The 12,419-nt window shown below is 43.8% G+C and carries 11 protein-coding genes; 5 read left to right on the top strand and 6 right to left on the bottom strand.

Translation table 11 applies throughout. The features are described 5' to 3' along the window. Nucleotides 1-21: 21 nt before the first annotated feature. On the bottom strand, nt 22-1,839 hold the full coding sequence (locus CVV44_08830; GenBank protein ID PKL38963.1) for a hypothetical protein: 1,818 nt from the start codon (nt 1,837-1,839) through the stop codon (nt 22-24). Nucleotides 1,840-2,078: 239 nt separating this feature from the next. Between CVV44_08830 and CVV44_08825 the strand changes: the two genes are divergently transcribed. Then, nucleotides 2,079-2,912: a hypothetical protein gene (locus CVV44_08825; GenBank protein ID PKL38962.1), complete on the top strand. Its 834-nt coding sequence runs from the start codon at nt 2,079-2,081 to the stop codon at nt 2,910-2,912. 22 nt (nt 2,913-2,934) lie between these two features. After that, entirely contained in the window at nt 2,935-3,423 is a 489-nt protein-coding gene (locus CVV44_08820) for a molybdopterin adenylyltransferase (GenBank protein ID PKL38961.1), read from the top strand. Nucleotides 3,424-3,430: 7 nt separating this feature from the next. On the opposite strand, the gene CVV44_08815 is transcribed toward CVV44_08820, so the two are convergent. Both CVV44_08815 and CVV44_08810 read right to left on the bottom strand, forming a co-directional pair. Further along, complete coding sequence (locus tag CVV44_08815; GenBank protein PKL38960.1) at nt 3,431-4,084, bottom strand: hypothetical protein; 654 nt, start codon at nt 4,082-4,084, stop codon at nt 3,431-3,433. A 9-nt stretch (nt 4,085-4,093) separates the two neighbouring features. After that, a complete protein-coding gene (locus tag CVV44_08810) occupies nt 4,094-4,915 on the bottom strand; it encodes a hypothetical protein (protein PKL38959.1) in 822 nt (273 codons plus the stop codon). Nucleotides 4,916-5,139: 224 nt separating this feature from the next. On the opposite strand from CVV44_08810, the gene CVV44_08805 reads away from it, so the two are divergent. Together CVV44_08805 and CVV44_08800 are read left to right on the top strand one after the other, a co-directional pair. Continuing rightward, complete coding sequence (locus CVV44_08805) at nt 5,140-5,967, top strand: TIGR01457 family HAD-type hydrolase (GenBank protein PKL38958.1); 828 nt, start codon at nt 5,140-5,142, stop codon at nt 5,965-5,967. Nucleotides 5,968-6,047: 80 nt separating this feature from the next. Then, complete coding sequence (locus CVV44_08800; GenBank protein PKL38957.1) at nt 6,048-6,680, top strand: hypothetical protein; 633 nt, start codon at nt 6,048-6,050, stop codon at nt 6,678-6,680. A gap of 22 nt (nt 6,681-6,702) precedes the next feature. Here the strand turns inward: CVV44_08800 and CVV44_08795 are convergent, their stop codons facing one another. From CVV44_08795 to CVV44_08785, 3 genes are all read right to left on the bottom strand, one after another. Continuing rightward, entirely contained in the window at nt 6,703-7,584 is an 882-nt protein-coding gene (locus CVV44_08795) for a DUF1751 domain-containing protein (GenBank protein PKL38956.1), read from the bottom strand. 2 nt (nt 7,585-7,586) lie between these two features. Then, the gene (locus CVV44_08790; GenBank protein ID PKL38955.1) at nt 7,587-9,212 is read right to left on the bottom strand and encodes a hypothetical protein; all 1,626 of its coding nucleotides are present in this window, start codon (nt 9,210-9,212) and stop codon (nt 7,587-7,589) included. A 205-nt stretch (nt 9,213-9,417) separates the two neighbouring features. After that, the gene (locus tag CVV44_08785) at nt 9,418-10,968 is read right to left on the bottom strand and encodes a hypothetical protein (GenBank protein ID PKL38954.1); all 1,551 of its coding nucleotides are present in this window, start codon (nt 10,966-10,968) and stop codon (nt 9,418-9,420) included. A gap of 155 nt (nt 10,969-11,123) precedes the next feature. Here CVV44_08785 and CVV44_08780 point away from each other — a divergent pair, with 155 nt between their 5' ends. Continuing rightward, nucleotides 11,124-12,239, top strand: a complete 1,116-nt coding sequence (locus tag CVV44_08780; GenBank protein PKL38953.1) for a hypothetical protein — start codon at nt 11,124-11,126, stop codon at nt 12,237-12,239. Nucleotides 12,240-12,419 lie beyond the last annotated feature (180 nt).

Here is a 12,419-nt window from a genome sequence, read left to right as displayed (position 1 = left end):
TAACCGGCCTGTAAAACCTTGCTATTCGTTTTCGATTAAACCAGACTCATGCTGCTCCGGGCTGCTGATGGTATAGGCGTCACGGTCTTTGATGCCATATTCATGATAGATTATATCCTCGATGCATCTTCTGTGTTTTCTTTCCGCTTCACCGGTACTCTGCATAACCATTTCCGCCAGTTGTTTCAACCTTTTCTGATTCGGTGAACTGATTTTTTTCAGGGGCAGCCTTTCCAGGTTACCCCGCAATACCTTGAGGGTGAAATAATTCTTTTCATAGTAGTACTGCATGAGATCAGAGTTCAGGATGGAGAGAATTGATTCTATGTTAAGTTGTTCGCGGTAGCTCTTGTCGGGAATGAAACCGTTGACATTGTTCAGTGAATAATACCCGGATCTGTCCAGGGCAAAGGTGAGCCGCTTGCCGATAAACTTGTACACGATTTTATCCTTTGCCTGATATAAATGCTGCGGCGCTACCTGCTGTAGAATTCCGGGATTGTACCGGAAATAGTGATGGCTGAATTGTATCTTGAATGGGGACACGTCCTTCCCAAGAATTATGGGATCGGGGTGTTCTTCAGATTTAAAGTCATATATGTGCTGTGTGTTGTTGCCGGTTACAATGCCAAGGAAAAATTTCGAATGATTTTTTAGGAAAAGGCAGTCCTGATTGTCAATGGATGTTATGAGGTTTACACATTTTCTTGTGTAGTTGATATTGAAGATATTTTCCGGTGTTCTCTGGTACGATGCCTGGGGAATAAGAATTGATGTATGTGATGCCAGATCTGCTCCATGAATGATGTTGACCACGTTGCCGGATCTTTTCTCTTCGCTGGGTTCCAGTTGGGTAATCATAGATATAGAGGGGGCAAAGACTCCCCTGAACCGCTCCCCCCAGATTGTGAGTTCTTTAATCGCTGTGTTTGTCAGTATCATTTCCCGTGAGGATTGATGAGCCCTGATGTTGAGATAGGCCTCGGGAATGAGAAAGGCAACCAGCCCATGGTCATGGACGGTTTCAAGGGCCCGCTCAAGAAAGAGGGTGAAGGTGTTAATGCCGGAGGCAGAGGAGATGAAATTCTTTCTGAAATATATTTTTTCTTCGGAGGAGACCCGGCTTCCCCAGGGAGGGTTGCCCAGGACAAGATCATATTTTTCAGGCCAGCTGACCGTCCCTGGTGGATCACTATGAGGATTCTCTCTGAAAAGAAAGTTATGGCAGGCAATGTTTACCTCTTTTTCTTCGATGCCCGATATTCGTGAAAGGTTGTAGCGTGCGATAAGAATAACGGTCTGGTCTATGTCGAAGCCGTGCAAATGAAAACGGATGATTCTTTCCGATGCCTCACGTTCCGCGACACCATCCAGGATATATCGGTCCAGGAGCATCCAATACAGGGAAAGGAGAAATTGTCCGGACCCGCATGCCGGATCGAGTATGCGGACATCACGCCATGATTCCGTTCTTTCCAGAGACGAACCTGCCAGGTGAGTCACGATATCTCCTGGAGTGAAGAACTGTCCCTTGTTCTTTCTGGAATCACGGCTCTGCAGGATCTGGTAAATGTATCCTACAATATCCCCATCGTTTTTTATGTCCCATTTCCTGACCAGGTGTTTCAGCTCCCTGACGGGTGTATCAATCTCTGGAGAGATGAGCTGGGGAAAGTTATCTCGGCAGTTTTCTGAGATAAGAAAGGAAATCAGGCTTTCATTAAAGTCATTATCAACAGGGAGATTTAATGAGACATAATTATTTAGCAGCTGTATCCGGTAATCAATGTATTTAACATGTTTGGTGAGATACTGCTGGCCTGTGGTTCTGCTTTTCAAATTCTTTGATCCTGTTCTGCGAAATTATATAAAAACCGGGCCTGATGGGTAAGCCAAAATAAATTGATATTTGTATCTACCCTTAGATATTCCGGCGTGCTCTCTGCACCTGTTTCTTATTACGATTATCGAAGATTCGGGAAAATTTATTGAGCAAAGATAATTCATTGATTTTCTGTAGGCCCTGTGAAAATACTGGCGGCAATGGACGATTTCATAAAGGTGGGAGGAACAACAGGATGAAATTAAAACTATGGATGTGCATCATATTGTTGACAGCTGGTTCCGTTGTTACGACGGCATGTTTGAAAAATGAGAAACCTGTGATTATCGTGAAGGGTTCCACTTCGATGGATCCCATGACCCGAAAACTTGTGGCAGCTTACCAATTGCGGAAAAATATATCATTCGATATTGATCCCGCAGGTTCCCATTCAGGCCTGGAGGGATTAATAAAAGGCTCTTGTGACATTGCCGAATCCTCGTCAGTTGCCTCTCGTGAATATGTGGATATGGCAGGGAAGGCCGGCCTTACATTAAAATCATTTCTCGTCGCCCATGATTATATTGTCCCCATTGTACATCCAAAGAATTCTGCTGATAAAATTACAATGAAGCAATTACGGGAAATATATACGGGAAAAATGGAGACTTGGGAACAAATCAATGGTGCTAAGGAAAAAATTATCACAGTGAGCAGGGACGGCTCATCAGGAACATGGGAAATATGGAATGCCACGCTGGGAATCGGTGATACGATAATAAAAGATGCATTAGTACAAAAATCAAACAGCGGGGTTTTGGCCTTTGTCGCAGAAAATACAAATGCATTGGGTTATGTAGGTTCTGCCTTTCTCAATAACGAGGTTAAGGCGCTTAGAGTAGATGGGAAAGGGCATGCCGATAAAAAAATGAAAAATATTTCTTACCCTATTTACAGGGATTTGTATTTATATGTAATCGAAGAACGATTTACCGAAGAATCCCGATCTTATATAATATTTGTATTGAGTAAAGAGGGACAAAAGTTGATCAGAGAATCGGGATTTGTCCCTGCCGCCGGTAATATATAGATTTTTGGTATGTGAGGCTGTTATGATAACTGTTGCGATAGTCACTGTAAGCGATCGATCTTCGAGGGGAGAAAGGGAAGACCTTTCGGGGCCCGAAATCCGGAGCTGGGCAACAGCTCATGGATACGAGGTCTGTGATGAAATAATTGTTCCCGACGATCTTCTGGAGATACAGCAGTGCCTGATCAGATTGGCGGATAAGGGTGCTAACCTTATTCTCACCACGGGAGGTACGGGCTTTGCACCCCGTGATAACACACCCGAGGCTACCAGGGCGGTGATAGAAAAGGAAGCTCCCGGCTTTGCCGAGGCTATGCGGGCACGGTCACTGGCCATAACACCCCATGCCATGCTTTCACGGGCTGTCTCGGGAATACGCGGTAAAAGCCTTATCATTAATCTTCCGGGAAGTCCTAAGGCGGTGAGGGAGAATCTGGGGTTCATAGAAAAGGCTATTCCCCACGCCGTGGACCTTTTGAAGAGCCAGGTAACGGATTGCGGTACGGTGTAATGCCGGCTTATGAAAGGGGGAGGGTGATGTCCTTTTCTCTGTCGTGATAGAGAAGGCGGAGCCGTCCATTATCGATATATGCTGCCATACCGTCAAGATAATCAGGAAGCCCCGCTTCTTCGTGTTTAATGTCAAAAAAGAATTCCCGCAGAATCATAATATTCCAGTCATGGCTGATATTGATGAAGGAACCCTTATCTTCCCTGAGCTGTTTAACGAGGACATTTATCGTTAGAAATGCCGCCTCCTTGACGGGCATCATGAGACCCTCCATCAGTTCACCGTTGAACCATTTTCGTACAAAGGGATCGCTGCCGTGTTTGCGGGTTTCTTCGACAAGTTCCATCCAGTCACCCAGCACATAGGGTCCGCCCATTTCCATGAGAAATCCACCGAATTGCACGGTTCCTCCTGCTTCAAGGATGCCGTCCTGAATTCCCAGGGCCGTTTCCTGACAGCGTGGTACGGGGCTGTGATGTATGGTGGCTGGTCCCAGCTTAGATAGTTCTTTGCCAAGCAGGCGGGAGTCATTGTGTCCCTTTTCCGTGAGGCGTATGTCCAGGGCATTGACCATATTATCAATGGAAAATCTTTCGGCATGACGTATGATAATAGAGGCAGGTTTCTGCTCCGGGATTTTATGTATGGGTATGTAATTCATGATGTGGTCCTATTCTCCGGTAAAGAAATCTTGATCCCATCGTCCTTTTTTTAAAATCCTGCCGCCGGGAGAATAAAGAGTTCCATTTCCATGACGTTTGCCTTCCTTCCAGTAACCCCGGTATTTTGATTTATCAGGATATATCAGGGTGCCCAGACCGCTTCTTTCGTCCTTTTCCCAGTTGCCGCTGTAGTATGATCCATTCCCCGCAACGAGTTCCCCATTGCCGTGGCGATGACCGTTTTTCCATGAGCCTTTGTAAACATCGCCATTGTGATAGTAACAGGTACCTGTTCCGTTCATCTGATCATCTTCCCATGCACCGACATATTTATCTCCATTGGGAAATGTCATGGTGCCATGGCCGGAACGGATATGATCAACCCATTTACCGGAATAATAACTTCCGCCGGAGAAATAGTACGTTCCCTGGCCGTGCATTTTATCTTCTTTCCAGTCACCGACATATTTATTGTCGGACCATTGTGATTTGATATTGAAGGTCAGGGTTCCCTTTCCTTCCCGGGTGTCGTTTACCCAGTTGCCTGTATATATTTCTCCTGAAGGGTAAGTGCATGTACCAAAGCCATTACGCATATCATTTTTCCATTTCCCTTCATAGGTTGATAAGTCTGCATAATAGCATTTCCCCCTGCCACTGCGCTTATCGTCGCGCCATTGTCCCTCGTAAATATCACCGTTGGAATAGGTATAGGTTCCTGTGCCGTGTCTTCTGTTGCCCTTGTATTCTCCAACATATTTGCCAAAGGTAGCGCTGCATGCGGAAAAAAGAAGCAATAAAAGTAAGGCAGCTGAAATTCGTTTCATCATCTTCTCCGTGGTCAATCCTGCTCTCAAGAATGAATGACAGGATTATCAAAACATTATCATCTGGATTAGCATCGATACAGAAAAAAATATTGATGTCAATCAACTTACACAATAAATTATTTGTATATTGACATAGTATTATACTTAATACCCTACATATAAGTGAGTCCAGGCATATTTCTGCGAGGCATGGGTAAAATGGATAATGAATGGAGAAGAGAAGTATGGCTAAAGATTTGAAACCCTGTGATAAGGCCTTTATAATTGATATGGATGGTGTCATAAATAAAGGAAAGACGCTCATAGAGGGAGCAGAGGAATTCGTCCGAAAGCTGAAAAGAAATAAGAGTAAGTTTCTTTTTCTGACCAACAATTCCTATCATACACCGGAAGAATTACGGGACCGCCTTAATGAACTGGGCATTGATGTGGATGTGGAAAACTTTTACACTTCGGCCATGGCAACGGCCAGTTTTCTGAAATATCAGAAACCGGGAGGCTGCTCGGCCTTCGTCATTGGAGGAAAGGGCCTGCTCGTGGAACTGGAAAAAATAGGAGCGGTTATTACGAAAAGCAAACCCGATTATGTAATAGTCGGAGAAACCGAGGAATATGATTATCGCAGTATAATTGAAGCGACTCACCTCATCAATGAAGGGGCGCGGTTTATCGCCACTAATCCCGATCTTACGGGTCCTTCACATCGCGGACCGGTCCCGGCCTGCGGCGCTCTTGTGGCCCCTATTGCGAAGGTTACGGGCATAGCACCGTATTTCCTGGGCAAGCCGAATCCGGCCATGATGTACTGGGCCCGCAGGAAGCTTGATGTTCATACGGCATGCAGTTTTATGATAGGAGACCGCATGGACACTGATATTGTGGGCGGCCTTGAAGCGGGCATGACCTGCTGCCTGGTGCTGTCGGGAGTGACATCGAGAAAGATGGTGAATCGGTTTCCCTATCAGCCCGATTACATTTTTAATAATGTGGGAGAGATAGACCCTGTCACCATACTCTCAAGGCGTGAACGGCTGAAAAGTGATACAAAATAATATATAAAAAATATATCATAAAAATACTAAAATTTGCCTCAACGGGAATATATTTAAGTATATTAAAAACAGTCACTGAAATGGACAATATGTCCCGGGAGGTGATTGTCATGAGTGACAACGGAAAAGAGGAATTCAAACCTTTTCAAAAGATTTCACAAAGGGAGCTGGATGAACTAATAAAACTGTATGCCGCTGAAATATCCGAAATATGGAATACCTTCAGGGCATATGTACAAAGTACCAATGATCTGCTTGAAAAGGGCCGGATAGACAGAGATCAATATGAATCGAATCTCCGCAGTTCCATTCACGCCACGAAAACCATCCTGAGCAAACTTCTTATAGAACAATATTTTAATACCGGCGAGGAAAATCTTTTCGACAGGGCCATGATGCTCAATGAAAATATTGAGCTTGAAGATTATACGGTCATTGATTTTGATAAAGTAAGGAAATGCCTGGAGCATGTTCCTTCCGATGAGGCTGTTATCATCTTCTATCGGGGTATTTTTCTCAATCTATGTAATCTGGGTGACAGTTTAAAAAAAAGCATGCGATCGCATTTAAAAGTCATTATCCGCGATGGTGAAGAGGTTCGAAAAGTAAATAAGAGACTGCTGAGGGGAAGAATGATTCTTCAGATCGATGAGGTTTCTATCGGGAAAAAATATTATGAAGGCCTCTGCGGAAGGACTCACTTCGTAAGATAAGTCCCTATCCGCTGTAAACCGGTCAATGCACCGTATCGTTCCTTTCGGGATAGTAGTGCCGGCGTGCCCATTCCAACTGTCTTTTTTCTTCAGGAGAAAGGGAACTCATTCCACTGCGGGCAATTTTTTCCAGAAGATCATCGATAATTTTCTTTGCCTTGATACGTGTATCTATTTCTTTTCGCTTCTTGGTCAGACGGATTTTTTTCATCAATCTGCCCAGCAGATTCTCCTTTTTTGATGTCGGTGATACGGGCCTGACGATTTTTCCGCGCCTTTTATACATGATAAAGAGATATCCCGAAATAAGGCCTCCCAGGTGTCCTATATGGCTTATATTGCCTCCCTGGCCCCCAATGGAAGAGAGGGTGCCGAAGAACTCCATGAGTCCGAAAATGAGGACAAGGTATTTCATTTTGATGGGAAAGAGAAAATAGAGAAGAACCTCGCGATTGGGCCAGATCATTCCATAGGCAAGTAATATGGCATACAGGGCTCCCGAGGCGCCGATGGTGGTGGGATTTGCCATATATTTATTGAAAATAATATAGTTCATTATGGATATAAATAATCCGGCACCAATCCCGCCATAGAGATAATACCGGAGGAACAATTTGCTTCCCCAGAGGTTTTCCAGCTCACCGGCAAACATCCACAGGGCAAGCAGGTTGAATATGATATGCAGCCAGCCACCGTGAAGAAACATATAAGTAAAGAGCTGCCATATCCTGAATTCATGAATGAGACCAATATGATTCAATCCGAAAAGAGACTCCATGGCTCCCGGCGAAAAAAGATTCACAAATTGTTGCAGCAGAAAGATAGCCCCATTGATGATCATGAGTTTTTTGACCATGGGAGTGATGGGACCGCCGAAACGGAAGCTTACATTTTGTCCGTGCATATCTAAATACCTATCATTTCCTCTGTGGATATCCGTAAGCGGATGTTGTTGAATTCATGGTTATTATCCATAAAAACAGTAAAAAGTTGGGGATCAAAACGTGATGATTCTTCTTTCATGATCATGATGGCCTTTTCATGGGAATAGGCATCTTTATAGGGACGTCGTGACGTCAGGGCGTCATAGACGTCGGTGATGGCTACTATGCGTGCTGAAAGGGGGATTGCTTCTCCGATAAGGCCTTCCGGATATCCTCTGCCATCCCAACGCTCATGATGATACCGGGTGATATTCATGGCCATGTTGAGGAAGGAATCGGAGCCAAGTTCAAGGGTTGCCGAACGAAGAGCCTCATATCCAATGGTGGTGTGGCTTTTCATTATCTCAAATTCGGCGTTATTTAAAAAACTTTCCTTGAGCAGGATGATATCGGGAATACCTACCTTTCCGATGTCGTGAAGAATAGAGGAATCATACAGGTCCTGAAGGTAACGGCTGGTTATTTCTTTGTTATTGCCAATATACTTATGAAGCTGGGCAAGGAATACACTGTAGCTTCTAATGCGATCCAGATGATCGCCGGTTTCCATATCCCTGGCTTCAGCCAGTTTGCTCAAGGCAAAAATTGTGGTTTTCTGTGTTTTAATGATCTGCCGGGATCTCAGTTCAACGAGGTGTTCCAGGTTTTTTGTATGCTGTTCAATTTCAAAAAGAAGTTCACCGCGCTGGATACTGAGGGCGATCTGACCGCTTATGGATTCGAGAAAAGTAATATGTTCCCTGGTAAAAGCGGCTTTTTTATCGGAAGCAAAGAGGAGAAATCCCCGGGTGATGTTATTTACTATCAGGGGCAGGGCAAGATAGGATGCCATTCCTTCATCGATAAGTAATTGCGTTGTAGTAGAAAGGGGATTTTCATGAAAATACTCGGCCAGGTCCGTTATATTCAGGGCTATTTTCTTTTCCGAAGCAATCTCAAGGGATGTATCGGTAATGTTAAAGGTATCTCCTTTGTTAAGAAGGATTTTTCTGTCCGATTCCACCAGCTTCAAGGTGATATTGTTTTCAAAATCCAGGATAGTCAGGGCAAGACGGTTAAAGGGGATTATTCGTTTCAGGATTATATACAGCGTGTAGAAAACATCCTCGGTGCTTTTCCCGCTGTTCAGCATAGAGATTATTTCATTGATCTGTGTCAACTGTTCTACATATTTTTTATTCTTGTCATTGAGGCGTTTCCTTTCAATGGCACGCTGAATAGAGTGATCCAGGATGGTAAAATCGGTGATGGGTTTGGTTAAAAAATCATAGGCGCCATTTTTGAGGGCTATGATGATATCCTCATTGGTGCCATAGCCCGTGAGAACGATTTTTGGAATATCAGGGAAGCGCTCGGACATTAATTTTAGTAATTCCCGGCCGCCCATTTTCGGCATGCGAAGGTCCGTGAGGACCAGGTCAAAAGGGCTGTGCTGCAATTTTTCCAGGGCAAGGCTTCCATCTTCAGCCGTATCGATTATGTAATTTTTATCACTCAGATATTTAATGAGGATTTTTCTTATGAGCGGTTCATCGTCGACGATAAGCAGTCTCGCCGGCTCTTCCTGTATGGCAGTTATTTTATTCATAGCTATGGTTTAATTTGGAATGTCGTACCATACTGTTTCATGGCATGTTTTTTTGAATTATTGCCTTGTTTATGGGAACCTCAAAGAAGCAGGTTTTCCCCCAAGGTGATTAAGGAATACGAAACTATAGTACTTAATTAAATATCCGAAAAATGACGAATCGTCAACAATTTTATTGGAGGTATTTTTTTGTCAAGCAGGTTTGTCAAAGGGTCTCGCGGGTGATTTTTGAGCCGCGGAATATAAAATGCGTTTTGCCAACGCGGATTTCATCCCAGTCATAGAGGATTTTGGGCCTGAGCAGCTTGTTGCCGTTAAGATAGGTACCGCCATCCGATATCATATCAAAAAGATAATAGGCATCCCTTATGCATTTAATTTTAGCATGATGCGGCGAGGCCGCCGGATCATTGAATGCAATGGCATTGTCTTTGTCGCTGCCCAGGGTAGTCTCATCCCAATAAAGGGGAAATTTTTTTCCTGTATCGGGTCCTACCTTTTGCATAAGCCAGGCATCGGAGTAGGTGAATGAAGGATCATGGGATGTTATAGCCTCGTCCTCCCGAAGGCGTTCATCCTCTTCCAGGCGAACAAGGTTTTCCTGGTTTTCGGAACCAGCTCTTTTAAAGAAACCGGTTGATGCAGCAGATCCATCTTTCAGCCGTTTAGTCCCATGGGTAAAAAACCAGGTCAGTGTAATAATTATTACAACCAGAAGAATAACTATCATCAGGAGCAGGATGGTATTCTGGTCCCTGAATATATTAAGAAAGAGTATATCGTGCTGTACCATGAATGACTGTATGTCGCGGTCCCGGATGTTCCCATAATTCAGCCGTACTTCCAGCTGATGCCGGGCGCCGTCGGCGCGGGATATAGTCTGGTACTGGATGACATATCTGTTTTTGATCATGGATAAAATGGATTGATACATCCTGACCACATCATCATGCTTTTTGCTGTAAATGAGCCGGCCTCCCGAAAGTTTGGCGATGCGGCCCAGGGTCTGGATGGACGGTGATGATTCCAGGCTTATAAAATAGACGGGTATTACGCTGTCCCTGGCAAAGGTGATTACATCATTATCCGTAACGCTGCTGCCTTCATCCTTACCATCAGTAAATACAATTACGGCTTTGCGTTTTGTGTTAACGTCTCCAAGAATCTGGAGGGAGTCATATATGGCGTTGTAGAGCAGGGTTTTGGTTCCATGCCTTTCGATGCTATTAATGTTATCGATGATGTTTAAACGGTTTTCTGAGAAATTGTTCATAAGAATAACATCATCGTTGAAACGATATACGGCTATTTTATCTTTGGGTGCCGTGCTGTTGACAATATCCTGTGCTGATTTACAGATGCTTTTAAGAAATTCCTGGCTGATGCTTTTGCTGGAATCTATGGAAAAGACCAGGTATAACAGGTCTTCTGAATCGGAGAGATCTTTTACCTTTACATAGTTGACGCGATAGCCGTCTTCATAGACCAGGATGTTGCTTTCGTCAAGCCCGGGGATGAAAGATTTATTCACATTATGGATAGAAATGGTAACGGCGATGCGGGGAAATTCAGCTTGGGCATCGATGCTGTCGATTTTAATAAAGGGACCGGCAAATGCAGAAACGGTAACGATGCAGAATGAAATAAAAATTACCGCAGCTGATGAGAGGATCATGGTATATGTATTTCTTTTTCTCATGTTTTCCCTGATATTGTTCAGTCCGGGTTGTAGTATCCGGTTAAAATATCGGACCATTTATGTCAAAAATAGAGGAATTAACTATTTTTATTTATAGCAGTTTTCCTTCTGTACGGTAATATTTACTGTCTGTATTTATTCGGAAAATTAAATACTTGAAAATCATTCAATAATGTTAGATTAGTTGCTGCTATTATTAAGGAATTATAACTATGCTTTTTCCCGATACTACATATTCGCTCATTCTTTTCGGCGCCGGTTTGAGCTTTTTATTGGCTATTGTGCAATTGCTGCAGTCTCGCAGGACCGTGAAGAATATATTGCTCTTCTGCATATTCTGCAGCCTGACGGTCATTCAGCTTCAGCAGTACGCCGTTATCGGGGCAGTGACGGATTACCGAAGTGCGGGTCAGATGGCGCTTCTCCTTGCCAAATTTATTCTTGGTCCGTCGATCTATCTCTTTTATCAGTTAACATTCAGGAAAGATTATCACTTTTCCGTACAGAGTGCAATACATTTTGTTCCCTTTGTTTTTGCCCTGGTCTTTGTCCTTTTGCATACTTTCCGGGAATCGGTTCTGGCGACGCCGTTTCATGGAGTATATGTCTTCATCATGGATCATTCAATGGTTTCATCGGCCCATTCACTGGGAATGGCTGTTATATTGGGTTACATCGTAGCAATTCTTTCACAAATGGAGATACTGACAGTCATCCGGAATCATAAAAGGAGCCCCATTGCCCTGCTGGCAATCACCGTGACAGTCACACTCCTTGTAATTACAGTTCTGCTTATCATATCGATGATTTATAATGCTGCCCTGTTTTCCCTCATGGCCCTGGTGCTGACAAGTTTCTTTGTCATCGCATGGTTTATCATGGGGCAGGTCCATCCTGAACTCTTCTTTCCCCTGGACATGAAAAGCAGGAAAAAGCCGGGTAAGGTTCATGATCTGAAGGGGATCGATGAGGAGGATGTGAAAGCGAGGCTTCTGTCCCTCATGGAACTGGAAAAGTTATATTGCGATGAGGACCTGTCACTGAAGAGGCTTTCAGGATTGCTGGATATGCAGCCCCATCATCTTTCCATATTTTTAAATAATAAGCTCAATGTCAATTTTAATGTTTTTATTAATCAGTACCGGATAGGCGAGGCTCTTTCCATGATGCAGTCCGAACAGGACCGGTCACTTCTTTCAATAGCCTTTGCCGTGGGATTCAATTCAAAATCATCCTTCTATGAAGCATTCAAGAAACAGACCGGCATGTCTCCCGCCCGGTACCGGAAAAACCTCCAGGGTCTTACCGTGGAAAAAATCATTAAATAAATTCCGGAATTTTAATTCCGGTCGATTTAGCCGGACAAATCATGTATGTTCTCCTCATTATCCTGCGATTACTGCTTCTATCAAACCTGCATCGGAATAACTATTTTATCAGGTAATAATAGGTCATACACCTTTTGTAATGAGTGGAAGGAGTATTGTATCGTTGGGAACAGGAAAAAC

This window comes from Spirochaetae bacterium HGW-Spirochaetae-1, assembly GCA_002839375.1.
GTDB lineage: Bacteria > Spirochaetota > UBA4802 > UBA4802 > UBA5550 > PGXY01.
Note: the sequence above shows the minus strand (reverse complement) of the source record. Positions and strands in the feature narration are given on the sequence as shown.

Coding starts and splice junctions, on each gene's coding strand:
- CVV44_08825 (PKL38962.1), top strand. CDS start 2,079: ATGAAATTAAAACTATGGATGTGCATCATATTGTTGACAGCTGGTTCC.
- CVV44_08820 (PKL38961.1), top strand. CDS start 2,935: ATGATAACTGTTGCGATAGTCACTGTAAGCGATCGATCTTCGAGGGGA.
- CVV44_08815 (PKL38960.1), bottom strand. CDS start 4,084: ATGAATTACATACCCATACATAAAATCCCGGAGCAGAAACCTGCCTCT.
- CVV44_08810 (PKL38959.1), bottom strand. CDS start 4,915: ATGATGAAACGAATTTCAGCTGCCTTACTTTTATTGCTTCTTTTTTCC.
- CVV44_08805 (PKL38958.1), top strand. CDS start 5,140: ATGGCTAAAGATTTGAAACCCTGTGATAAGGCCTTTATAATTGATATG.
- CVV44_08800 (PKL38957.1), top strand. CDS start 6,048: ATGGACAATATGTCCCGGGAGGTGATTGTCATGAGTGACAACGGAAAA.
- CVV44_08795 (PKL38956.1), bottom strand. CDS start 7,584: ATGCACGGACAAAATGTAAGCTTCCGTTTCGGCGGTCCCATCACTCCC.
- CVV44_08790 (PKL38955.1), bottom strand. CDS start 9,212: ATGAATAAAATAACTGCCATACAGGAAGAGCCGGCGAGACTGCTTATC.
- CVV44_08785 (PKL38954.1), bottom strand. CDS start 10,968: ATGGTCCGATATTTTAACCGGATACTACAACCCGGACTGAACAATATC.
- CVV44_08780 (PKL38953.1), top strand. CDS start 11,124: ATGCTTTTTCCCGATACTACATATTCGCTCATTCTTTTCGGCGCCGGT.